This window comes from Streptomyces sp. PR69 (assembly GCF_026420845.1).
GTDB lineage: Bacteria > Actinomycetota > Actinomycetes > Streptomycetales > Streptomycetaceae > Streptomyces.
This window is the reverse complement of the sequence record NZ_JAOWCB010000038.1, coordinates 20771-44544: the sequence shown is the minus strand read 5'-3', so window position 1 is coordinate 44544 and position 23774 is coordinate 20771. Positions and strand designations below refer to the sequence as shown.

General features: G+C 71.8%; 22 protein-coding genes. 11 read left to right on the top strand and 11 right to left on the bottom strand.

Going from position 1 to position 23774, the window contains the following annotated elements:
- The first annotated feature begins 144 nt into the window (after nt 1–144).
- Nucleotides 145–480 (top strand): DUF427 domain-containing protein, encoded by a 336-nt coding sequence (locus tag OF819_RS25670; protein WP_267246011.1) that lies wholly within the window; start codon nt 145–147, stop codon nt 478–480.
- A gap of 25 nt (nt 481–505) precedes the next feature.
- Here the strand turns inward: OF819_RS25670 and OF819_RS25665 are convergent, their stop codons facing one another.
- The 8 genes from OF819_RS25665 to OF819_RS25630 all read right to left on the bottom strand — a co-directional run bounded on the left by OF819_RS25665 (nt 506) and on the right by OF819_RS25630 (nt 8298).
- Complete coding sequence (locus OF819_RS25665) at nt 506–1927, bottom strand: dihydrolipoyl dehydrogenase family protein (RefSeq protein ID WP_267246010.1); 1422 nt, start codon at nt 1925–1927, stop codon at nt 506–508.
- Nucleotides 1911–2642 (bottom strand): hypothetical protein, encoded by a 732-nt coding sequence (locus tag OF819_RS25660; protein ID WP_267246009.1) that lies wholly within the window; start codon nt 2640–2642, stop codon nt 1911–1913. Before OF819_RS25660 ends, OF819_RS25665 begins: the two co-directional genes overlap by 17 nt.
- Nucleotides 2639–3673, bottom strand: coding sequence for a DUF3179 domain-containing protein (locus OF819_RS25655; RefSeq protein WP_267246008.1), 1035 nt, complete (start codon nt 3671–3673; stop codon nt 2639–2641). The genes OF819_RS25660 and OF819_RS25655 overlap by 4 nt, the downstream gene beginning before the upstream one ends.
- Before the next feature lie 177 nt (nt 3674–3850).
- Complete coding sequence (locus tag OF819_RS25650; protein WP_267246007.1) at nt 3851–4828, bottom strand: glycine betaine ABC transporter substrate-binding protein; 978 nt, start codon at nt 4826–4828, stop codon at nt 3851–3853.
- Entirely contained in the window at nt 4825–5700 is an 876-nt protein-coding gene (locus OF819_RS25645) for an ABC transporter permease (protein ID WP_267246006.1), read from the bottom strand. Before OF819_RS25645 ends, OF819_RS25650 begins: the two co-directional genes overlap by 4 nt.
- The gene (locus tag OF819_RS25640) at nt 5697–6986 is read right to left on the bottom strand and encodes a betaine/proline/choline family ABC transporter ATP-binding protein (protein ID WP_416370623.1); all 1290 of its coding nucleotides are present in this window, start codon (nt 6984–6986) and stop codon (nt 5697–5699) included. The genes OF819_RS25645 and OF819_RS25640 overlap by 4 nt, the downstream gene beginning before the upstream one ends.
- Nucleotides 6979–7626 carry an ABC transporter permease gene (locus OF819_RS25635; protein WP_267246005.1) on the bottom strand — a complete coding sequence of 216 codons (648 nt, stop codon included), beginning with the start codon at nt 7624–7626 and terminating at the stop codon, nt 6979–6981. The genes OF819_RS25640 and OF819_RS25635 overlap by 8 nt, the downstream gene beginning before the upstream one ends.
- A gap of 195 nt (nt 7627–7821) precedes the next feature.
- Nucleotides 7822–8298: an Lrp/AsnC family transcriptional regulator gene (locus tag OF819_RS25630; RefSeq protein WP_267246004.1), complete on the bottom strand. Its 477-nt coding sequence runs from the start codon at nt 8296–8298 to the stop codon at nt 7822–7824.
- 142 nt (nt 8299–8440) lie between these two features.
- Here OF819_RS25630 and hppD point away from each other — a divergent pair, with 142 nt between their 5' ends.
- From hppD to OF819_RS25605, 5 genes are all read left to right on the top strand, one after another.
- On the top strand, nt 8441–9574 hold the full coding sequence (gene hppD / locus OF819_RS25625) for a 4-hydroxyphenylpyruvate dioxygenase (RefSeq protein WP_267246016.1): 1134 nt from the start codon (nt 8441–8443) through the stop codon (nt 9572–9574).
- Between the two features lie 135 nt (nt 9575–9709).
- Entirely contained in the window at nt 9710–10429 is a 720-nt protein-coding gene (locus OF819_RS25620) for a response regulator transcription factor (protein WP_267246015.1), read from the top strand.
- Entirely contained in the window at nt 10426–12396 is a 1971-nt protein-coding gene (locus OF819_RS25615) for a sensor histidine kinase (protein ID WP_267246003.1), read from the top strand. Before OF819_RS25620 ends, OF819_RS25615 begins: the two co-directional genes overlap by 4 nt.
- Before the next feature lie 129 nt (nt 12397–12525).
- A complete protein-coding gene (locus OF819_RS25610; RefSeq protein WP_267246002.1) occupies nt 12526–12906 on the top strand; it encodes a hypothetical protein in 381 nt (126 codons plus the stop codon).
- A 317-nt stretch (nt 12907–13223) separates the two neighbouring features.
- A complete protein-coding gene (locus OF819_RS25605) occupies nt 13224–13820 on the top strand; it encodes a class F sortase (RefSeq protein WP_267246001.1) in 597 nt (198 codons plus the stop codon).
- 7 nt (nt 13821–13827) lie between these two features.
- Here OF819_RS25605 and OF819_RS25600 read toward each other — a convergent pair whose 3' ends face one another.
- On the bottom strand, nt 13828–15336 hold the full coding sequence (locus OF819_RS25600) for a tetratricopeptide repeat protein (protein ID WP_267246000.1): 1509 nt from the start codon (nt 15334–15336) through the stop codon (nt 13828–13830).
- Between the two features lie 108 nt (nt 15337–15444).
- Here OF819_RS25600 and OF819_RS25595 point away from each other — a divergent pair, with 108 nt between their 5' ends.
- Entirely contained in the window at nt 15445–16848 is a 1404-nt protein-coding gene (locus OF819_RS25595; protein ID WP_267245999.1) for an FAD-binding oxidoreductase, read from the top strand.
- A 197-nt stretch (nt 16849–17045) separates the two neighbouring features.
- A complete protein-coding gene (locus tag OF819_RS25590) occupies nt 17046–17429 on the top strand; it encodes a VOC family protein (protein WP_267245998.1) in 384 nt (127 codons plus the stop codon).
- A 2-nt stretch (nt 17430–17431) separates the two neighbouring features.
- On the opposite strand, the gene OF819_RS25585 is transcribed toward OF819_RS25590, so the two are convergent.
- Complete coding sequence (locus OF819_RS25585; RefSeq protein ID WP_267245997.1) at nt 17432–17917, bottom strand: SsgA family sporulation/cell division regulator; 486 nt, start codon at nt 17915–17917, stop codon at nt 17432–17434.
- Nucleotides 17918–18171: 254 nt separating this feature from the next.
- Here OF819_RS25585 and OF819_RS25580 point away from each other — a divergent pair, with 254 nt between their 5' ends.
- Together OF819_RS25580 and OF819_RS25575 are read left to right on the top strand one after the other, a co-directional pair.
- A complete protein-coding gene (locus OF819_RS25580; RefSeq protein WP_267245996.1) occupies nt 18172–19683 on the top strand; it encodes an RDD family protein in 1512 nt (503 codons plus the stop codon).
- A gap of 105 nt (nt 19684–19788) precedes the next feature.
- The gene (locus OF819_RS25575) at nt 19789–20496 is read left to right on the top strand and encodes an RDD family protein (RefSeq protein ID WP_267246014.1); all 708 of its coding nucleotides are present in this window, start codon (nt 19789–19791) and stop codon (nt 20494–20496) included.
- Between the two features lie 4 nt (nt 20497–20500).
- On the opposite strand, the gene OF819_RS25570 is transcribed toward OF819_RS25575, so the two are convergent.
- Nucleotides 20501–20836, bottom strand: coding sequence for a hypothetical protein (locus tag OF819_RS25570; protein WP_267245995.1), 336 nt, complete (start codon nt 20834–20836; stop codon nt 20501–20503).
- Nucleotides 20837–21224: 388 nt separating this feature from the next.
- On the opposite strand from OF819_RS25570, the gene OF819_RS25565 reads away from it, so the two are divergent.
- The gene (locus OF819_RS25565) at nt 21225–23669 is read left to right on the top strand and encodes an immune inhibitor A domain-containing protein (protein WP_267245994.1); all 2445 of its coding nucleotides are present in this window, start codon (nt 21225–21227) and stop codon (nt 23667–23669) included.
- Nucleotides 23670–23774: the final 105 nt, after the last annotated feature.

Here is a 23774-nt window from a genome sequence, read left to right as displayed (position 1 = left end):
CGCACCCGGCCCCGTCCCCACACCCCCACCCGCCCTCGCACCCGGCGCGGAGGGTGAGCGCGGTCACCGAACCACCGCGGCGGCCCCGGCTAGCGTGAAGACTCCCGCGGGGGCATCGTTCCCCGCTCACCACGAGGAGTGGCCATGCTGCGTGCGGTGTGGAACGGCACAGTGATCGCGGAGGCGCCGCGCACGGTGATCGTCGAGGGCAACCACTACTTCCCGCCCGAGTCCCTGAACCGGCAGTACTTCACACCGAGCAGGGCGAGGTCGCTGTGCTTCTGGAAGGGCGTGGCGCGCTACTACAGCATCGAGGTCGACGGCCTGGTGAATCGGAACGCCGCCTGGTACTACCCGAGGCCCAGCCCCCTGGCCCGGAGAATCAAGGGCCATGTGGCGTTCTGGCAGGGCGTACGTGTGGAGGGGACGCCGGAGCCGGACCGCGCGGAGCCGGACCAGGCCGCAGCAGGCGAGGGGTGACCCGAGGAGCGACCCGATATCGGCGTCAGCCGTCATGGCCGCCCAGGTCGGCCAGGTCGGCCAGGGCGTCCTCCACGGCGCGGTGGAAGGTCGGGTACGCGAACATCATGTGCCGCAGCCGGTCGACCGGGATCTCGTTCTGGACGGCGATGGCCAGCCCGTAGAGGACCTCGCCGCCCGCCGGGCCGACGGAGGCAGCCCCGACCAGGACCCCGCGTTCGGCATCCTCGACCAGCTTGACCAGGCCGTCGTTGCCCGCCTTGTGGATCCAGCCGCGCGCCGAGGACGGGAGCCGCGCGCTGCCCGTACGCACCCGCAGCCCCTGCTCGCGCGCCGCTTGTTCGGTCATGCCCACGGAGCCGATCTCGGGGTCGGTGAAGGTGACCCGCGGCAGGGCCCGGTAGTCGGCCTCCGGCCCCGGCTCGCCGAGGATGTCGCGGACGGCGAGCTCCGCCTGGTACATCGCCACATGGGTGAAGAGGCCGCGGCCGGTGATGTCGCCGACGCCCCATACGCCCTGCGCCGCCGTCCGCATCCGGCCGTCGACGGCCAGGGCGCGCGCGCCGGGGTCGAGGCCGACGGTCTCCAGGCCGAGTCCGGCCAGGTGCGGGCGGCGTCCGGTGGCCACCAGCAGCCGCTGCCCGGTGATCTCCTCCCCGCCGTCGAGGGTGAGCCGGAAGGCGTCGGCTCCGGCGTCCGCACCGTCGTCCGCACTGTCGTCCGCGTGCCGCACTCCGGCAGCCCGCGCCCCGGTGCGTACGGTGCAGCCTTCCGCCCGCAGCACATCGGCCAGCAGGGCGCCGACCTCGGGCTCCTCCGCGGGCACCAGCCGCTCCATCGCCTCCACGACGGTCACCGCGACGCCGAAGCGGGCGAACACCTGCGCAAGCTCCACGCCGATGGCGCCGCCGCCGAGCACCAGCAGCGAGGCAGGCGGCTCCTTGGCCGAGACCGCCTGCCGGTTGGTCCAGTACGGCACCTGGTCCAGACCCGGTACGGGCGGGAGCTGCGGGCGGCTGCCGGCGGCCAGCACCACCGCGCGCCGGGCGGCGAACGTCCGGCCGTCTGCCTCCACCCGGCCGGGGCCGGCCAGCCGGGCGCGGCCGCGGATGAAGCGCCCGCCCTTGCCGGTGAACCGGTCGACGGCCACCTGGTCGTCCCAGCCGTCGGCCGCCTCCTCCCGGACGCGGTCCGCGACCGGCGAGAAGTCCGCGACGACCCGCGAGGCCCCGGCCATGCCGGGGACGCGCCGGGCCTCGGCGAGCAGATTCCCCGCCCGGATCATCATCTTGCTCGGAATGCACGCCCAGTACGGGCACTCCCCGCCGACCAGCTCCGCCTCCACCCCCAGGACGTCCAGCCCCGCGTCCGCGAGCCGCCCGGCGGCATGCTCGCCGCCGACCCCCATTCCGATCACCACGACATCGACATCATGCACCGGCACCATCAGGGGCCTCCTTGCTCAGCTGTTTCCCAGGGTCTCGGTCACCGGGTACCCGGGATGCGCCCCACACCAGCGCGCCGGTCAGCAGCAGGAGCGTCAGCGGGTAGAACACCGGGCGCAGCGGGATCAGGACCGGCAGCAGCGCGGCGGCGGCGCCCGCGCCCAGGGCGAGCAGAAAGGCCGGCACGCAGCAGGCGAATCCCAGCAGGAACGCCGGGAGCACGCCCAGGAGCCGGGCGTACCGGGTGGGCCGGCACGCGGCGGCCTGCCGGGCCGTGTGGGCGGCGACGGCGATGTTGCAGCCGACGAGCGCCGCCACGACCGCGCCCAGCAGCAGGTTGACCGGGCTGACGAACACCGCGAGATGGCTGGTGGGATGCCAGGCGAGGACCGGTTCGAACAGATACGGCGCGCGCGGGTCGAACAGCTGCTCAGGCGCGGTCCGCACGGCGGGGGAACCGGTGAACCGGCCCGAGGGGGACACCGCCAGATCCCCGATGGAGAACAGGTAGACCAGCAGGGTGACGGCGGCGGCGGTCAGCGCGACCCGGCGGCTGCGGCGAACCGCGAGGGCGCTGCGCACCCGGCGGGGGGTGGCGGCGACCGCGGCGACGGCGGCGTCCCCGGCGTCTCCGACCCTGGCGAGCGCGGTCAGGAGCCCGTTCGGGAGTCCGGTCAGGAGCCGGGTCAGGAGCCCGGTCATGGGGGTGCCTGTCATGTCCGCACCTGGCCGCTGGGGTAGAAGGCGTACCAGGCGAACCACATCGAGTCGAGATGGTCAGCGGGCTCCCAGCGCTCCCCGGCCTGCTGCACGACGCGGGCGGCGCCGAGCCTGTCGTCCCAGCGCGCCTCCACCAGGACGCCGCCGGCCTCCGCCCGCACGACCCCCTTCGTGCGGACGACGTCCTTGGGGATGGCCAGCCGCTCCGCGCCGACGCGTACGCCCACGACGACGTCCTTGTCGGCGAAGCGGTCACTGGAGGCGAGGACCGGGAAGATCGGGCGGCCCCCGGCGTAGTAGCCGCCGCGGTCCGGATAGGAGTCATAGGAGCCGTACGGGTCGCTGCCGTACGAGCGCAGCGCCCCGGTGTCGGTGGACAGCACCTGGGTGTCGGGGTGCGCGGTGCGCCACTGCCCCCATGTGGTCCAGACCAGGGGGACGGTGTCGAGCCGGGTGCCCTTGAGCGGTCCGCTGACCGCCTGACCCAGCAGCTGGGGCCACTCGGAGCCGGTCTGCCGGTCGTACATCAGCAGATTGGAGTTGACGAGCCTGCCGGTGGTGCCGAACGTCAGCCGCTGGGTGTCGGGCGGGGCGGAGAATCCGATGACCGTGCCGGTCAGGGGGCAGTAGGTGACCGCGAGCGGCGCACCGCCGACCGTGTCGTTGACGATCTCGTGCCATACCAGCACCAGCTGCGGGTACGCCTTGACCTCGCCCCGGTGCTCCAGGCCGAAGACCGGGTCGTCGTCGGAGAGGAAGCCGGCGTCGCCGGCCGCGACGAACCGGGGCTCGTCGATGGAAGGGATGCCGTCCTTGCCCGGTCCGCCGGACACCGCGGCCCCGGCGAGCGCCTCCAGCGACGGGTCCTGGCCCGGCTGCACGGCCGTGACCGGCTGGGACGGGCGGTCGGAGACGGCCTGCCAGCCGATCACGCCGCCGCCCACGAGCAGGACCGCGGCCGCACCGATCGCTCCCGCGCCCTTGACGGCCTGCCGCCGTGACCGGCGGGGCGGCTGCCGACCGTTCATCTCGCACCTCCCGGCCCCCCGGGGACGCCCCGACCCCGCGGGACACCGGCTCGTCCCGCCTGGTCGCGGTCACCCACTTCCGATGGTGCCGGGAGCATGGCGGGCGCCTCGGTGAGCGCGCTTACAGTTCCCGCCGCGGGGAGGCGGTTCAGGGCACCTGTCCCTCCGTTCAGGGCGCTATCCCTCTTCGATGAAGCCCTCCCGCACCAGCCACTCCTTGGCCACCTCGTGCGGGTCCTCGCCGCCGACGTCGACCCTGGCGTTCAGCTCCTGGGCCGTCTGGGTCGTCAGCCTCGCGGTCAGGGGGTTCAGCAGGTCCGCGATCGCGGGCCACTTTTCGAGGGTGGCGGTGTGGATCTCGGGGGCCGCGTTGTAGTTGGGGAAGAAGTGCCGGTCGTCCTCCAGGACGTCCAGGTTCATCGCCTTGATCCGGCCGTCCGTGGTGTAGACCTCGCCCAGCAGGCAGGAGTCGGACTGGGAGATCTGGGTGTAGATGATCCCGGCGTCCATCTTCTTGATGCTGGCTGCGGGGAGGTCCATCCCGTAGGCCTTCTGCATGCCGGGAAGCCCGTCGTCGCGGGACGCGAACTCGTTCTCCACGCATACGGTCACGGCGGACGGGTTCCGCTCGGCCAGCTCCGCCACGTCCGAGAGCGTCTTCAGTCCGTACTCCGCGTTGTTCCGCTTGCTGATCGCCAGGGCGTAGGTGTTGTCGAGGGTGGACGCGGGCAGCCAGGTCACGCCTTCCGCGAGGTCCGTGTCGCGGACGGCCTGCCACTGCTCCCGCGGGTCGGTGATCGGGTCCTGGTTGCCCTGGTAGGTGATCCAGGCCGTGCCCGTGTACTCGTACATCGCGTCCGCGTCGCCGTTCACGATCGCCTCGCGGGCGCTGATCGAGCCGGGCAGGTTCGTCCGGTCCAGCACCTCCGCGCCCGCCGCCTTGAAAATCAGGCCGATCATCTGGCCCAGGATGAGCTGCTCGCTGAAGTTCTTGGACGTGACCGTCAGCGAGGCGCCTTCGAGGGGGCGGCCCCGGCCCACCGAACCGGGGGAGACGTCGTCGGCCAGCGGCGAGCCGCTCTTGAGGCCGCAGCCCGTCAGCCCGCCGAAGGCCAGCAGGGCGAGGGCCGCCGCCGCGGCCGTGAACCGTTTCACTCCGCCTCCAGCCCGCGCGGGGTCAGCACCAGCTCCGCCAGCGACGCCAGCCAGTCGACCAGCAGCGCCAGCGCCACCGTGAGCACCGAGCCGAGCACCAGTACCGGCATCCGCTGCGTCTGGATGCCCGAGGTGATCAGATCGCCGAGCCCGCCGCCGCCGACGAACGTGGCCAGCGTCGCCGTGCCGACGTTGAGGACCAGCGCGGTGCGCACCCCCGCCAGGATCAGCGGCACGGCCAGGGGCAGTTCGACTCTCAGCAGGGTGCCGGCCGCGGACATGCCGATGCCGCGCGCGGCCTCCACCAGCTGTGGGTCGATCGCTTTCAGGCCCGCGACCGTGTTGGCCAGCACCGGCAGCACCGCGTAGATCACCATGCCGGTGACGGCGGTCGAGGGGCCGATCCCCAGCCAGATCACCAGCAGCGCCAGCAGCCCGATCGCCGGGGTGGCCTGCCCGATGTTGGCGATGGCGGTCACCACGGGGGAGGCCCTGCTCAGACCGCGCCGGGTCAGCGCGATGCCCAGCGGGATGGCGATCAGCAGCACCCAGAAGGTGGAGATCGCCGTGAGCCGGATGTGCTGCCACAGCCGCAGCTGCACGGTGTCTCCGGCGAGCGCGTTCCCGGCGATCGAGTCGAGGTCCGCGTTCGCGATCCAGACCCAGGTGGCCGCCGCGACGAGCACGACCACACTCGGCAGCAGCGTCAGCCGCTGCCACCCGATGCGGGGCCGGGGGCGGGGCGCGAGCCGCGGAGGGGGTTCCTCCGCCGCCCGGTCCGCCGCCCGGTCCGCCGCCTGGTCCGGGGCGTGATCCCGAGCCTGATCCGGAGCCCGGTCCGGGGTCCGATCGGCCGCGAGGTCCTCGCTCATCCGCCGAACCCCTCAAGCTCCCGCTCCGTACGGTCGTGGCGCAGCTCCTCCAGGTGGTGGTGGTGCTCGATCGCCGCCAGCCGGTCCGCCTCCAGCATCTCGTGCACGGAGTTCATCAGCGTCTCCATGTCGACGACGCCGATGTACTCGCCCCGCCGCCCGGTCACCGCCGCCCGGCCCCCGGAGTCCGTCAGCACCGCCTCCAGCGCGTCGCGCAGGGTGGCGTCCCGTGTCACCGTGTCCTGGACCAGCTGTCCCGCCCTGGCCAGCGAGCCCTTGGCGCGCGCCAGATCGCCGCGGCGCAGCCATTTGTACGGGCGGCCGCGCCGGTCCAGCATCAGCAGCTCATTGTGCGGGCCCTCCCGCAGCTTGTTGAAGATGGACTGCAGCGGATCGTCGACGCTGACCGTCGGGAACTCGGCGATCACCACATCCCGTACACGGGTGAGGTTGAGCCGCTTGAGGGCCGCGCCCGCTCCCACGAAGCCGGAGACGAAGTCGTCCGTCGGGTTGGTGAGGATCGCCTCCGGGGTGTCGAACTGGGCGATGTGCGATTGCTCCCGCAGCACCGCGATCCGGTCGCCGAGCTTGATCGCCTCGTCGAAGTCATGGGTGACGAAGACGATGGTCTTGCGCAGTTCGTGCTGCAGCCGGATCAGCTCGTCCTGGAGATGGTCCCGGGTGATGGGGTCGACCGCGCCGAACGGCTCGTCCATCAGCAGCACCGGCGGGTCCGCGGCCAGCGCCCGCGCGACGCCCACCCGCTGCTGCTGGCCGCCCGACAGCTGCCGCGGATAGCGGCCGTGGAACTCGCGCGGGTCCAGGCCCACCAGATCGAGCATCTCCTCGACCCGGCCCCGGACCCGCGCCTTCGGCCAGTCGGCCATCCTCGGCACCAGGGCGATGTTCTCCGCGACTGTCATATGCGGGAACAGCCCCGAGGCCTGGATCGCGTACCCGATCTTCCGCCGCAGCTTGACCGGGTCCATGTCCGTGACGTCCTCGTCGTTGATCCGGATACGGCCGGACGTGGGCTCGATCAGCCGGTTGATCATCTTCAGCGTGGTCGACTTCCCGCAGCCGGACGGGCCCACGAAGATCACGATCTCGCCGGCCTTGATCTCCATGGAGACGTTGTCGACGGCGGGCGTGGGGTTGCCGGGGTAGCGCTTGGTGAGGTTCTCCAGCTGGATCGTGGCGCCGGACGCGCCATCCGGGGAGACGGCGGTGCTCGCGGACCCGGTGTTCCCGGACCCGGTGTTCCCGGACGCGGTGTTCTCAGGCACGGATCCCCCTCGGAATGGTCAGCCGGCCGAGCAGTACATACGCGGCGTCGAACAGCAGGGCGAGGACGACGATCCCGAGCGTGCCCGCGAGAACCTGGTTGACGGCGTTGGCGCTGCCGAGCGAGGCGATGCCCCGGAAGATCTCATTGCCCAGGCCGGGGCCCGACGCATACGCGGCGATCGCGGCGATGCCCATCAGCATCTGCGTCGAGACCCGGATGCCGGTCAGAATCGGCGGCCAGGCGAGCGGCAGCTCCACCCGCAGCAGCCGGGCCGTACGCGACATCCCGATGCCCTTGGCCGCGTCGACGAGCGAGGGGTCCACCCCGCGCAGCCCGACGATCGCGTTGCGGACGATCGGCAGCAGCCCATACAGCGTCAGGGCGATCACCGTCGGCGCCACGCCCAGGCCCACGACCGGGATCAGCAGGCCGATCAGGGCGAGGGAGGGGATGGTGAGGAAGGTGGCCGTGGAGGTGATGGCGAGATTCCCGGCCCAGGCGCTGCGATAGCTGAGCACCCCGACGAGGACGCCCAGCGCCGTGGCGATCACCATGCACTGGAAGACGGCGCTGGCGTGCTGGAAGCCGTCCGTGAGCAGCTGCTGGTGCCGGGTGGTCAGATACTCCCAGAAGCTCACACGCGCTCCCTCGGTCGGCGGACACTCCGATGTCCTCTCCTCGCCGAGAGGCCCTCGCCGAGGGGCGGCTACCCGGTCTGCGCCCGGCTAGGGGGCGTTTTCCGGCCAGACCGCCGGCCGCGCCGTCCGCTGAACTGCTGCTCCGGCGGCCACTGCTCGCAGCTCCGCGGCCACTGAGCCCGGCCCCGCCCGCCGCTACTGCGCCCGGTCCCGGGCCGCCTGCTCCACCAGCGGGATGATCCGCAGCGGCACAGGGTTCTCCATCACGATCGCCGTCGACGCCCGCACGATGCCATCAAAGCCGACAACCCGGTCGATCACCCGCTGAAGGTCGGCGTTGGAGCGGGCGACGAGCCGGCAGAGCATATCCCCGTGACCGGTCGTGGTGTGCAGCTCCAGCACCTCCGGCACGGTCGCCAAATGGGCCCGGACATCAGCCCCTTGGCCCTGTTTGATCTCCAGCGTGGCGAACGCGGTGACGGGATAGCCCAGGGCGGCCGGATCGACGTCCGGGCCAAAGCCGCGGATGACTCCATTGGACTGAAGCCGGTCCATCCGCGCTTGCACCGTGCCCCGCGCCACGCCGAGCCGGCGGGACGCCTCCAGCACCCCGATCCGCGGCTCACGCGCCAGCAGGACGATCAGCCGGGCGTCCAGATGATCGATCACCATGAGGTCTCCTGAGTGGTCATCCTGTACACATAGCCCGGCGATTCCCGGCTCACGCTATGCAGATTGCCCAGCGCACAGGCAAACTATTGCGCACCTTGTGGATCGGCGGGAGTCTGCGGCTATGGCAGACAACGCGATGACCATGGATCAGACCCCTCACACCGCGCGCGAGGCAGACCCCTTCCCGGTCAAGGGAATGGACGCGGTCGTCTTCGCCGTCGGCAACGCCAAGCAGGCCGCGCACTACTACTCCACGGCCTTCGGCATGAAGCTCGTCGCCTACTCCGGGCCGGAGAACGGCAGCCGCGAGACCGCCAGCTATGTGCTGACGAACGGCGCGGCCCGCTTTGTCCTCACCTCCGTGATCAAGCCGTCCACGGAGTGGGGCCGCTTCCTCGCCGAGCATGTCGCCGCACACGGCGACGGAGTCGTCGACCTCTCCATCGAGGTCCCGGACGCCCGCGCCGCCTACGCGTACGCCGTCGAGCACGGCGCGACCGGCCTCACCGAGCCGTACGAGATCAAGGACGAGCACGGCACGGTCGTGCTGGCCGCGATCGCGACCTACGGCCAGACCCGCCACACGCTCGTCCAGCGCGACGGCTACGACGGCCCGTATCTGCCGGGCTTCGTCGCCGCCTCCCCGATCGTCGAGCCCCCGGCCAAGAGGACCTTCCAGGCGATCGACCACTGCGTCGGCAACGTCGAACTCGGCAAGATGAACGAGTGGGTGGGCTTCTACAACAAGGTCATGGGTTTCACCAATATGAAGGAGTTCGTCGGCGACGACATCGCGACCGAGTACTCGGCGCTGATGTCGAAGGTCGTCGCCGACGGCACCAAGAAGGTGAAGTTCCCCATCAACGAGCCGGCCATCGCCAAGAAGAAGTCCCAGATCGACGAGTATCTGGAGTTCTACGGCGGCCCCGGCGTCCAGCACATCGCACTCGCCACCAACGACATCGTGTCCACCGTGCGCTCGATGCGCGCCGCGGGCGTGCAGTTCCTCGACGTCCCCGACACGTACTACGACACGCTCGGCGAGTGGGTCGGCGACACCCGGGTGCCGATCGAGGAGCTGCGCGAGCTGAAGATCCTCGCCGACCGCGACGAGGACGGCTATCTGCTGCAGATCTTCACCAAGCCGGTGCAGGACCGGCCGACGGTCTTCTTCGAGATGATCGAGCGGCATGGCTCCCTGGGCTTCGGCAAGGGCAACTTCAAGGCGCTGTTCGAGGCCATCGAGCGCGAACAGGCCAAGCGCGGCAACCTCTGACCGCCGGCCTCTGACCGGCGGCCACGACCGCCGGCCTCTGACCGGCGGCATCGGAACGCCGAGCGATGGACCGCTGTCCGGGAGCGGGGGCCCGGGCAGCGGTCGCTTACGATCGGCGGGGTGTGCGCTGATGTGATGGTCGCCGAGGACGACGGCAAACAGGGCGAGTTGATCCGCCGCTATCTGGAGCGGGAAGGACACACCGTCACGCTCGTACGGGACGGGCGCGCCGCGCTCGACCTCGTACGGCGGCGGGAACCCGATCTGCTCGTCCTCGATGTGATGATGCCGCGCGCCGACGGGCTCGATGTGCTGCGCGTGCTGCGGGCCGAGGCCAGCGAACTGCCCGTGCTCATGCTGACCGCCCGCAGCACCGAGGACGATCTGCTGCTCGGGCTCGACCTCGGCGCGGACGACTACATGACCAAGCCGTACAGCCCGCGCGAGCTGATGGCCCGCGTCCGCACCCTGCTCCGCCGCACCCGGCGCGGCGCAGGCGGAGGACCGGCGGCGGCCGACCCGGTGCTCGCCGTCGGCACGCTGACGGTCGACCCGCAGCGGCACGAGGTGACCGTCGACGGGACGGGCGTGGAGTGCACACCCGGCGAGTTCCGCATCCTCGCCGCCATGGCCGCCGAACCCGACCGGGTCTTCACCCGGCAGCGGCTCCTCGAAGAACTCCACGGCTTCGACCGGTACATCAGCGGCCGCACCGTCGACGTGCACATCATGAACCTCCGCAAGAAGATCGAGGCCGCCCCGCGCCGCCCCGCCCGGCTGCTGACGGTCTACGGCGTCGGCTACAAGCTGACCGACCCGGCCGCCTCCGCCGCCCGCGCCCCGCGCACGATATGAAGCGCGCCCGGAAGCCGGCCGACCGGCGGCTGCCCCTGCGCAAGAGCCTCCTCGGGCGGCTGCTCGCCGTCTCCGCGCTGGCAGCCGCCTGCTCCGTCGCGGCCACCGCCTGGCTGGCTGCCCAGACCACCTCCGGCGCGATCCGGCAGGAGCAGGGGCAGAACCTCGCCGACGACGCCCGCATCTACAACACCCTGCTCGGCTACGCGGCCACCCACCCCCGCTGGGACGGCGTCGAGACGGCCGTACGGGAGCTCGCACAGCAGTCCGGCCGCCGTATCGCGCTCACCACACAGGACCGCCGTACGCTCGCCGACTCCGCCGCCCCGCACGGCGAGGGGACAGCCGGCGGCGGGGCGGAGGGGCCGCCGCCCGAACTGCCGCCCCGCGCCTCAGCCGTCGTCGACCCCCTCTCGCCCGACACCGCCCTGTCGCCCCCGGCCGACCCGTCCCGGGCCGCGGCGGCCGACCGCATCGACCCGCGCGCCGTCGGCCCCTTCAAGCTGCCCGCCGCCGAACGCGCCGCACTGCGCCGCACCGCCGAGACCACGGCCGACTGCCTCAGCAAGTTCTCCGTCGCCGCCGACATCGTCGACGGCCCCAGCGGCCGCCCGCACATCCAGGTCGTCGGCAGCACCGAACGCGCCGAAGCCACCCGCTGCCCGACCGAGGACCTCGACCGGCCCACCAAGACCGAGGCCAAGGCACTCGACGCACTCAGCAGGCTCACCGACGCCTGCCTGCAGCGCCAGGGACTGGCACCCGTCGAACTCTCCCTCGATCTGTCCTGGACGGCGGCGAACCCGGCCCCCGTCCCCCGCGAGGCCCTCCCCGCCGAGCAGACCGACGCCGCCGACCGCGCCATCGCCTCCTGCGTGGACACCGCACGCCGCGAACAGCTCAGCTCCTACGTCGCCTCACCCGCGCTGCTCTACATCGGCGACCCCCGCGGCGGCGCCGTCCCCGGCTTTGAACTGTCCCCCGCCAACACCGCGAAGATCGCCGGGGCCGCCGCCCTCGTGCTCGCCCTGACCGTCGGCGCTTCGGTGCTCGCCGGCACCCGTCTCGTACGGCCGCTGCACGCGCTCACCGGGGCCGCCCAGCGGATGAAGGACGGCGAGGACACCGCGCCCGTGCCCGTCACCGCGGACAACGAGATCGGACGGCTGGCCGCGGCCTTCAACGACATGTCCGCGCACCGCGCACGGCTCGAAGCCCAGCGCAAGGCGATGGTCAGCGATGTCGCACACGAGCTGCGCACCCCGCTGAGCAATATCCGCGGCTGGCTCGAAGCCGCGCAGGACGGACTCGCCGACCCCGACCCCGCGTTCGTCTCCTCCCTCCTGGAGGAGGCGATGCAGCTCCAGCACATCGTCGACGACCTCCAGGACCTGGCGGAGGCCGACGCCGGCGCGCTGCGGCTGCACCCGGAGCCGCTGCGGGCCGCCGACCTCCTCGCCCAGGTCGCCGCCGCGCACCAGGCCCGCGCCGAGACCGCCGGGGTCACGCTCGCCGTCGACGCCGGGCCGCCGGACGGCCGCCCGCCCGCGCCGGAACTCCACGCCGACCCCGTGCGGCTGCGCCAGGCCGTGGGCAACCTCGTCTCCAACGCCGTACGCCACACCCCGCCCGGCGGCCGCGTCACGCTGCGCGCGTACGGCTCCGAGGGCGGCGGCGGCTTCGACGGCGGCGGGGCGGCGGCCGGGCCCGCGGCCCTGATCGAGGTCGCCGACACCGGGTGCGGCATCCCGGCCGCCGACCTCCCTCATGTCTTCGACCGCTTCTGGCGCGCCGAGAAGTCCCGCAGCCGTCGCACCGGAGGCAGCGGTCTCGGCCTCGCCATCGTCCGCAAGCTGGCGGAGGCGCACGGGGGTGCGGCGCGGGCGGAGAGCGAGGAGGGGAAGGGGTCGGTCTTCTCTCTGAGGATTCCGGCCGCACCGCCCGGACCGAGAGACGAAGCGCCCTGATCCGAAACACACAGCGGTCTGACAGCTTTCTCACAACTCCCCGCCAGTCTGGGGGACATGCCCGGCGGCGAGCAGTTCCGGCCGATGACCGGGCGTTGTCCAACCCAGCTGACACGGGAGCTTCACGCTATGTCCCACCGACTGACCCTGCGCGCCGCCGTCCTCACCGCCTCCGTGGCGGGCGCGGTGCTCTTCCCGTCCGCCGCCGCCTTCGCGGACGGCATCCCGACCCCGGCCCCCAAGGAGGATGCGTCCGTCCAGCCCAAGGACGACACAGCCCGTCCCGTCCCGGCCGAGAACGACCGCGAGGCCAAGGCGCGCGCCGAGAAGGCGCAGGCGGACAAGGAGGCCATGCCCGCGCCGCGGGGCGGGGTGGCCGCGGGTGAGCGGGCCGATGAGGGCACGACGAACACCGCCGCCGTCCTTGCCGGTTCCGCCGCCGGTGCGGCGCTCCTCGGCGGCGTCGGCTTCACCGTGATCCGCCGCCGCGCGGGCGCCTCACGCGCCTGACATCCACCGCGCCCCTCCCCCTGACCGGGGGCTCCGCCCCCGGACCCCTGCGCCTCACTCTCCCCCAGCTACCGCTGGGAGGTGCCCCCAGGCGGGGCTGGGTTTCTGGCTCTTGCGCCTCAATCGCCGGCGGGGCTGAGTGTGTGCTGCCAACGCCCGGCGGGCTGGGATTTGGCGCAGCCAAAATCCAGCCCGTTGGGGGCACCTCCCGGACGGAGTCTGGGGGAGTTTGAGGACACGGCCGAAGGCCGTACGGGGGTCTGGGGGCTGCCCCCAGTTACGGGAAGGGGCGGGGTGGGGGAAAGAACAGGAACCCCATGACCCTGACCCGCGCGCGACTCCTCGTCGCCACCCTCGCCACCCTCGCCGCCCTCACAGGCTGCTCCGCCTCACAGGACGCCGCCCGTACGCCCCCGCCGCCCGCCCCGACCGTCGCCGTCGTCCCCGGAGGGGACACAGCCACCGCATCCGCGGAGCCCGTCCACCTCGCCATCCCCTCGCTCGGCGTGCAAAGTCCCCTGATGCGGCTCGGCCTCAACGCCGACGGGACCGTCGAAGTGCCGCCGCCCGACAAGGGGATGACCGCAGGGTGGTACACCGGCCGCTCCAGGCCCGGGGAGACCGGGCCCGCGGTGGTCATCGGGCACAATGACACCCGCTACGGACGGGCCGTGTTCCACGATCTGAAGAAGATCGCCAAGGGCGCGGACATCGCCGTACGGGACACCCGCGGCCGGACCGTCCACTTCACCGTCACGGCGACGGAGGTCGTCAGCAAGAAGGCGTTCCCCACCGAGAAGGTGTACGGCGCGACGGACGCCCCCGTGCTGCGACTGGTCACCTGCGACGGCGGATTCGACGCCGAGGGCCATCCGGTCGACAACCTCATCGTGTACGCCGAGCTGGCCCGCTGAATCACGTTCAGCTCCCTGACGCGGAGGGCGACGGAGACGGCGAAGGTGACCGCGGCGCCGGGGTCGGCGCCGGCGCCGCGCTCGACGCCGCCGGAGTCCCGGCCGGGGTCCGGGCCGGGGTCCGGACCGGCTGCCGCTCCGGCCGCTCCAGGTCCCGCGGCCCGCCCTCCGGCGGCTCCCCGAGCGCCTCCAGCGCCTCCTTCGCCTTCGGCGCCCACAGCGGCGAGAAGTCGGGGTTCGTCCGCACGGCCTCCTCCAGATGCCGCCGCGCCGCCCCGTACTGCCCCAGCGCCCGCTCGATCTCCCCCCGGTGGTACGAGAACAGCGCACTGCGCCGCCCTTCGTCCGTCGCCTTCCGGGCGAATTCCAGCGCCTGCTGCGAGCGGCCCGCCCGGTGCAGCGCCCAGCCCAGCGCATCCGCCATGTCAACGCTGTGCCGCCCCTTGTCCCACTGGGCCTGCAGCCGCCGCGCCGCCGTCTCGGGGCTGCCGTGGTCGGCCTCGTACCGCCCCAGCTCCAGCGTCGAGTCCACCCCGTGCTTCGCCGCCTCAGCCGCTCCTTCGCGGAGCCGCTCGTACTGGAGGCGGGCGTCGCCGTCGAGGCCGAGCGACTGGTAGAGCTCACCGGCCTCAAGCGCGTACGCGGGCAGCGGACGGCCCTTCTGCGCCGCCTGGTAGTCGCGCAGCGCCTCGTCCGTACGGCCCAGCGCCGCCAGCGCCCGGGCCCGTCCCGCCAGCGAGGCGTGATGGTCGCGCCGGGACCGCAGCGCCGCGTCGTAGTGGGCGATGGCCTCCGCGGGCTCGCCCCGCTCCCAGGCGAATTCGCCCATCCGGTACAGCGCCGCCGCCTTCTGCTCTGGGTGCTCTGCGTTCGCGGCGGCGTCGTGCGCCGTCGCGGCCGCGTCCTCGCGCCAGCCGCGGTCGCGGTAGACGAGCGCGGCCGTGCCCATCGCCTCGGGTCCGGAGTTCAGCTCCAGCAGCCGGTCCATGGCCCTGGCGGCCGCCTTGTAGTCGCCCAGGCCGTTGTACGCGTCGATCAGCAGCGGATACGTCGTCCACCGCTTCGGCTTCCGCTTGACGGCCCGCTCGCCCCACTCGCGGGCCCCGGCGAAGTCCCGCCGGGCGTTGGCCAGCGCCGCCATGCCTGCCATCGCCTCGACGTTCCCCTTGTCGGCCGGGACGACGTCCAGCGACTTCTTCAGCGCCCGCTCGGCCTTCGGGAACTGCTCCGGCCGCGCCAGCCGCATCCCGCGCTGCACATACGCCGCGCCGAGCACCGCCCACGCCTCCTCGTCGCGGGGGTGGTCCTTCAGCCATTTCTCCCGGTCCTCGATGAGCGCGGCCAGATCGGCGGGCGCGGCGGGGGCGCCGCTGCCCGCCGCCGCCATCGCCCGCCCGGCGGGCCCCGGCGCGGACGGCGGATCCTCGCCCCATCCGGGCGCGAGCGCGATGACTCCGGCGACGAGCGTCGCACCGACCAGCAGGCTGACCGCGGCGTTCTTCACGTGATCCCTCATGGCGCTCACTGTGCGTCAGGGCGCAGCCCGTACGGAGGACACACTCGGCGGTGCGCAGTACAAGGCGGCCGGGTTCACACCGATGGCCCCCGGTGGAAGGCTGGGATCATGGATGAACTCCTGCACCGCGGTCCGCAGCGGGCCCCGCAGCCGCTGATCGAACGGCTGGCCGCCGGGCTCCCCGCAGAGGCCCTGATCTCCGACCCGGACGTCATGGCCTCCTACGCCAACGACATGGCCAGCTTCTGTCCGGCGGGCCTCCCCGCCGTCGTCGTCCTGCCCCGCACGGTCGAACAGGTGCAGCACATCATGCGCACGGCCACGGAGCTTCGCGTCCCCGTCGTCCCGCAGGGCGCCCGTACGGGCCTGTCCGGCGCGGCCAACGCCAGCGACGGCTGCATCGTGCTGTCCCTGGTGAAGATGGACCGCATCCTGGAGATCAGCCCCGTGGACCGGATCGCGGTCGTCGAGCCCGGCGTGGTCAACGCGGCGCTGTCCCGCGCGGCGGGCGAGCACGGCCTGTACTACCCGCCCGACCCCTCCAGCTGGGAGAGCTGCACCATCGGCGGCAACATCGGCACGGCCTCGGGCGGACTGTGCTGCGTCAAGTACGGGGTGACGGCGGAGTACGTCCTCGGCCTTGACGTCGTCCTCGCGGACGGCCGGCTGCTCACCACCGGCCGGCGCACCGCCAAGGGCGTGGCGGGCTATGACCTCACCCGGCTGTTCGTGGGCTCCGAGGGCAGCCTCGGCATCGTCGTCAAGGCCGTCCTCGCCCTGCGGCCCAAGCCGCCCGGGCAGCTCGTCCTCGCCGCCGAGTTCGACTCGGCCGCCGACGCCTGCGCGGCCGTCTGCGCGATCATGGAGCGGGGCCATACGCCGTCGCTGCTGGAGCTGATGGACCGTACGACCCTGCGGGCGGTCAACGCACTGGCCGGCATGGGGCTGCCGGAGCGCACCGAGGCGCTGCTGCTGACCGCCTTCGACACCGCGGAGCCGGCCGCCGATCTGGCCGCCGTCGGCGAGCTGTGCGCGGCGGCGGGCGCGAGCGAAATCGTTCCTGCGGATACGGCGGCCGAATCCGAGCTGCTGCTCCAGGCGCGCAGAATGTCGCTCACCGCTCTGGAGGCCGTGAAGTCCGCCACGATGATCGACGATGTGTGCGTGCCGCGCTCCCGGCTGGGCGCGATGCTCGACGGCACGGCCGCCATCGCCGACAAGTACGGGCTGACCATCGGCGTCTGCGCCCACGCGGGCGACGGCAACACCCACCCGGTGGTCTGCTTCGACCATGCCGACCCCGATGAGTCCCGGCGGGCCCGGGAGTCGTTCGACGAGATCATGGCGCTCGGTCTGGAACTCGGCGGCACCATCACCGGCGAGCACGGCGTGGGCGTGCTGAAGAAGGAGTGGCTGGCGCGGGAGCTGGGACCGGTGGGCATGGAGCTGCAGCAGGGCATCAAGCAGGTCTTCGACCCACTCGGTCTGCTCAACCCCGGCAAGCTGTTCTGAGCCGTCCGCGTCGCGCTGAGCCGCCGAAGCCGCCGAAGCCGCCGAGGTCGCCGAGGTCGCCGAGCCGCAACGGTCGTAGGACACGGGTCGCAGCGGGGTCGGCACAAAAGACCGATGACCGGATGGGGGCCTCCGCATAGCGTGAGCAGGGTCATACCGGACCGGAGCTGACCGACCGGACCTGAGGAGGAACAGCCGTGCCCGCACGCCTCGACCACACCATCGTTCACAGCCGTGACCGCTTTGCCTCCGCGCGCTTTCTCGCCGAGCTGATCGGCGAGCCGGAGCCCAAGCCCTTCGGCCCCTTCGCCAGCCTTCCGCTCGCGGGCGGCGTCACCCTCGACTACCTCGACGCGGACGACGACGACTTCACCCGGCAGCATCTGGCGCTCCTCGTCTCCGAGAGCGAGTTCGACGAGATCCTCGGCCGCATCACGGCGCGCGGACTGCCCTACTGGGCCGACCCGCGGCATCAGGAGCCGCAGCAGATCAACCACCACTTCGGCGGCCGCGGGGTCTATATCGACGACCCCGACGGCCACAACATCGAGTTCCTCACCCATACGTACGTCATCGACTGAGGTCAGCCCTGCCCCTCCGAAGACTCGTCGGAAGACGGCCGGAACCTCTCCCGCAGCCATACGTCGTCGGCCGGGGTCCGTGCGAGCAGCCCGGCCAGGCCATCGTCGATGCCGAGCTGCCCGGACTCAGAGCCCGGAGGGACCACCCGCAGCGTCCGCTCCAGCCAGGCGGACACCGCGGGCGACGGCGCCTCCAGCAGCGCGTCGCCGTCGGGGGAGCTGAGCGCCATCAGCACGACGCTGCGCCCCTCGTACTTCGTCGGCCAGATCCGCACATCCCCCTGGCCGCACGGCCGGAACACGCCCTCCACCAGCAGCTCACGGGCGAAGGTCCAGTGCACGGGGTGGTCGGAGCCGATGTGGAAGGTGATGTGCACGGCGTACGGGTCATCGGTGCGATAGGCCAGCCGGGCCGGCACGGGGATGCTGCGCTCGGGCGACAGCACCAGTTTCAGCTCCAGCTCGCGTTCCACGACGGTGTGCTGCATCGAAGTGCCTCTTCTCTCGCTTTCGGGTGTTTCTGAGTGCGGGTGCACCGGCCGCCCCGGGGGCGGCCCTGCTGGAGGAGACACGGATGCCGGCCGGTCATTACGCGGGTTCCGAAGATTTTTCCGGGGCAACTTTCCGTTACCGCATGGCGACTGAAAAGTGGTCGTTACGGCTGGAGCGGTCCGCGGGCGCTCAAGGGTCTGATAGATGTGGTGCCTTGAAGTGAGCCTCGAGCAGATACGGGACCACGGTGATGAGCGCCCCAACCCCGGCCACAGGTGACGGCAGCAGCCCCACACCCGGCTATTACCCGGATCCCTCCATTCCCGGATATGTCAGGTACTGGAACGGCGCGGCCTGGGTGCCCGGCACAAGCCGTCCCGCTCCGAAGGCGGGCGAGGCGATGCCCGCCGCCCCGCGTTCGGCGGCCGCGGCCGCCGCTTCCGCGACCGCCTCGGCGTCCGCGCCTCCGCCGCCCGCGGCGACGCCGGGCCCGGCCGCCGTGGAGGAGACCGGCCCGGTCTTCCTCGACGAGGAGCCGGACGCGGGGGCCCCGGCCTCCGGGGCGTCGCACTCCGGTGCGCTCCCCGAGCCGGCCAGTGCCTGGGCGGCCGACGCCGCACGGCAGTCGGGCTTCGGCGGGGAGCGCGACAGCCGCGTCTCCTGGGGAGACACCGCGGGCACGGGCGGGGCGGAGTCCGGTGCGCCCGCGGACCCGAGGGCGCCCGCCGATCCGACAGGCGGGGCGCTGCCCGGGGTCCGGGCGTCCGGCTCCGGTTCCGGCGGCGCTGGCGGCTCCGGCGCGGGCGAGGCCACGGGCCAGGGCGACGGGACGATGACCTTCCGCTCTCCCGTGAAGGGCGCCTCCGGTGCGGGCGCGCCCGCCGCATCCGCTGCCTCCGCCGCGCCCGCTGCCGAGAGGCCGCGCCCCCAGCCGCGTACCCCGCAGTCGCAGTCGCAGTCGCAGACGCCCGTACGCCCCCACGTCCCCTCGCAGCCCCAGCCCCAGTCGCAGCCTCAGCAGCCCCGGCCGCACGCCCCTGCCGCCCAGTCGCAGTCCCCGGTGGCCGCCGGGCCCGGCGGCGGCGCGGCGTCCTGGCCGCAGCAGGTCCATCAGCTCGCCCAGGGAGCACAGGCCGCCCAAGCGGCTCAGCCAATCCAGCCGGGGCAGCCGGGGCAGTCCGCCCACGGCGTCCGCACCGGCAGGGAGCCGGAACAGCCGGTCGTCCCCTGGAAGCCGCCGGTCAACGACCCCTTTCTGCAGGCGGCCCAGGCCCAGGCGGCGGCCCGCCCCGCGTCCCTCGGCAAGCGGTTCGCGGCGCGGCTGATCGACACGCTGCTGCTCGGCGGGCTCGTCGCCACCGTCGCGGTGCCGGTGCTCGGCCAGGCCGTCGCCCATGTCGACGGCAAGATCGAGGCCGCCAGGCAGTCGGGCCAGACCGTCACCGTGTGGCTGGTCGACGGCACGACCGCGGGCCATCTCGGCATCGTCCTCGCCGCCCTGCTGGTCTTCGGGCTGCTGTACGAGACGCTGCCGACCGCCAAGTGGGGCCGCACCCTCGGCAAGAAGCTGTGCGGTCTGAAGGTCTGCCATATCGAGTCCCACGAGACGCCGACCTTTGTGGCGGCGCTGCGCCGCTGGCTGGTCTACAGCCTGCTCGGCGTCCTCGTCATCGGTCTGCTCAATGTGCTGTGGTGTCTGTTCGACCGTCCGTGGCGGCAGTGCTGGCACGACAAGGCGGCGCATACGTTCGTCACCGGCTGACGCCCTGCGCCCATCGGCTGACGGTCCGTCGGAGACTGTCGCCCGAACGGCGTGTCATACGTTGCGAGGGCCCCGGGGGCACGGTGCACTGCCCCCATGAGCCCCATGAGCAATGACGACCGGCCGCCGTCCGGAGAGCCGCCCGAGGAAGACCCGTTCCGCAAGAAGCCGCCCGAGCAGCCGCCGCCCGGCTCGACGCCCCCGCCAGGTCCGCCCCCTCCGGGTTCCACGCCGCCGCCCCCTCCGCCGGGCGGCGGCGGTCCTCTGCCCCCGTACGGTCCGGGCGGCGGCTACGGAGGCGGCTATGGCGGCGGCCCCTACGGGGGCGTCGATCCGCTCGCCGGGATGCCGCCGCTCGCGGACTTCGGCCGGCGGCTGGCGGCCAGGATCGTCGACTGGCTGATCATCGCCGTGCCGCTGTTTCTGCTCTCCCTGCTCTTCGGCGGCTGGGACTTCACCACGGAGAGCGACAGCTGGGAGGAGATCAGTGAGGAGCTGAACACCGGCAGACAGTGGCTCTACTCGATTGTCTCGGTCGTCGCGTACGTCGGCTACGACACCCTCATGATCAGGAATGATGGCCAGACCCTGGGCAAGCGCTGGATGAAGATCCGCGTGGCCATGCTCAACGACGGCAGCGTGCCGGATGTGAACTCCTCCCTGCTGCGCGCCGCCGTGCTGTGGGTGCCCGCGCTGATCTGCTGCTTCTGCATCTGGTGGATCGTCATCGTCATCACGATGCTGACCGACAAGCCGTATAAGCAGGGAATGCACGACAAGGCGGGCAAGACGGTCGTGGTGCGGGTGCAGTAACGCTTCAGCGGTGCAGGGAATGGACGCCCGCGCCCGTGCGCTGCGCCGGCACGGGACCGGTCGGCGTGGCCGGCGCGGCAGGCGCGGCCGGCGCGGCGGAGGGGCCGGGCTGCGCCTCCCGTGCCGTATGCAGTGCGGCGTCCAGGGCTGCCCCGCGACGCCTGCGCATGTCCCGCTGGTGCAGCGCGGCGGAGACGGTCAGCCCAAGACCCAGTGCCACGGCGGCGACGGCGGCGACGGCGATGCCGCTCTCGGCGCCTGTGAGCAGCAGCAGGGCGAGGGCTGAGAAGACGACGGCAGCGGAACCGTAGGCGAACTGTGCGGCAGTCGGACGCGGCATGACGGTATCCGTCCTCGGGGCAGGGGGGGCGGCCTCGGGAGCCGGCCGGCGCGGTCGCACTGCCGATCGACTCTATGACGGTGCATGCCCGAGGGGAACCAGCGGTAAGCGTGACCTAACCCACGGTGCCGGTGCATGGGGGGCGCATGGATTCATCCGCGCTGCCAATTGGCCGAAAATATGCGCCTATTGTCCGGTCCTTAACCCTTTCGAGGGTGTTCGAATTCCGGAACCTGACTCGCACATAGTGCAGTTGGCTTGTCCAAGTCAAGGACTGTCTTTTCTTCGTCAACTCCGGTCGAATGTCGTCACTTGTGACGCGACTCCGCGCGCGGACTACCCCACATCTTGTCCGTGGCGGCGGGGCGCAGGGGAGGACACCAATCAAGTGACCAGTAGACGACGCACGTTCAGAGCGTCCGCGGTGCTCGTGGCGCTCGCCGCGACCACCGCGACGGCCTCGGCCTTCGCCACCGCGCAGGCCGACGACCACCGCTCGGACCCGACCGCCATCGAACGCCATGACCCGGCGCCGGGCAAGGCCAAGGGGGGGCATGGCGAGGGGCCCGAGAAGGCCCATGTCGAGCACGATCTCGAAGGCCCGTTCAGCAAGCAGCAGGAGGAGCAGCGGCAGGCTGCCCTCGAACAGGTCATATCGGGCGACGCGACCGTCCAGAAGCGGGGTGCTTCCAAGGTCGTGCGGCTCGATGACAAGAAGTACGTCGAGCTGGGCCGGGAGAAGACCGACAAGATCTTCACCATCCTGGTGGAGTTCGGCGACAAGGTCGACGACACCACGATGTACGACCCCGACGGCGACGGCCCCAAGCCGCCCGTCAAGAAGTACGGCGGCACTCCGGGCCCGCTGCACAACGAGATCGCCAAGCCCGACCGCTCGGTCGACAACTCCACCGCCTGGCAGGAGGACTTCGACCGGGAGCACTTCCAGGACCTGTACTTCGGCGAGGGCGAGAACGCCGACGGCACGCCCAAGCACTCGCTGAAGACCTACTACGAGCGGGCCTCCTCGGGCCGCTACTCGGTCGAGGGCACGGTCTCCGACTGGGTCAAGGTCGAGTACAACGAGGCCCGCTACGGCTCCAACTACTGCGGCCAGTCGAACTGCTCCAACGTCTGGGACGCCGTCCGCGACGGCGTCAACGCCTGGACCGCCGACCAGAAGGCCAAGGGCAAGACCGACGAGCAGATCAAGGCCGAGCTGTCCCAGTACGACAAGTGGGACCGCTATGACTTCGACGGCGACGGCGACTTCAACGAGCCCGACGGCTATATCGACCACTTCCAGATCGTCCACGCAGGCGAGGACGAGTCCGCGGGCGGCGGCGCACAGGGCGGCGACGCCATCTGGGCCCACCGCTGGTACGCCTACGGCACCGACGTCGGCAAGACCGGCCCCGCCGAGAACAAGGCGGGCGGCACGCAGATCGGCGACAGCGGCATCTGGGTCGGCGACTACACCGTGCAGCCGGAGAACGGCGGACTCGGCGTCTTCGCCCACGAGTACGGCCATGACCTCGGCCTGCCGGACCTCTACGACACCTCCGGCGGCGGCGAGAACTCCACCGGCTTCTGGTCCCTGATGTCGTCCGGCTCCTGGCTGGGCACCGGCGGTGAGACCATCGGCGACCTGCCCGGCGACATGACCGCCTGGGACAAGCTTCAGCTCGGCTGGCTCAACTACACCAAGGGCAAGGCCGCGACGAAGTCCAAGCACAAGCTGGGCGTCGCCGAGTACAACACCAAGAACCCGCAGGCGCTCATCGTCGAGCTGCCGAAGAAGGAAGTCACCACCACCGTCGTGAAGCCCGCGCAGGGCTCCAAGCAGTGGTGGAGCCAGATGGGTGACGACCTCAAGAACACCCTGACCCGCTCCGTCGACCTCACCGGCAAGACGTCGGCCGAGCTGTCGCTCAAGGCCTGGTACGACATCGAGGCCGAGTACGACTACCTCTACACCGAGGTCTCCACGGACGGCGGCGCGACCTGGACCGCGCTGGACGGCACCGCCGACGGCCAGGCCATCCCGCGCGACGCCTCCGACACGCCCGCGCTGACCGGCGTCTCGGAGACGCACAAGGACCTCGTCTACTCGCTGGACGCGTACGCGGGCAAGAAGTTCGACCTCCGCTTCCGCTACCAGACGGACGGCGGCGTCGCGCCGCTCGGCTTCACGGCCGACGCGATCACCCTGACCGCGGACGGCGCGACCGTCTTCAGCGACGACGCCGAGGGCGACGACGCGGGCTGGACCGCCAAGGGCTTCACCCGCATCGGCGAGGGCTTCACCAAGGAGTACGAGCAGTACTACATCGCCGAGAACCGGCAGTACGTCTCGTACGACCAGACCCTCAAGGTCGGCCCCTACAACTTCGGCTTCGCCGAGCCGAAGGAGAGCTGGGTCGAGCACTACCCGTACCAGAACGGCCTGCTGATCTGGCTCTGGGACACCTCCCAGGCCGACAACAACACCAGCCAGCACCCCGGCAAGGGCCTGATCCTGCCGGTGGACGCCCACCCCGAGCCGCTGAAGTGGAAGGACGGGTCGCTGATGCGCAACCGCATCCAGTCCTACGACTCGACCTTCAGCTGGTGGCCGACGGACAGCATCAAGCTGCACAAGGCGGGGGTCGCCCAGCGGATCTGGCCGAAGTTCGGCAACCCCGTCTTCGACGACCGCAAGGGCACCTACTGGTACAAGGAGAACCCGACCGCGAGCGTCGACGTTCCTGACACCAACACCAGGATCTCGATCCTCTGGCAGCCCTGGAGCGGCAAGACGGTCACCGTCAAGGTCGGCCCCTCCACCAAATAATTGACATAATCGCAGGTCAAACCATGATCGGCCGTTGCCCCCTGGCGGGCGGCGGCCGATCGTGTTTAGGTGCGGGGGACGAGACCCTTATTGACACCAGCGCAC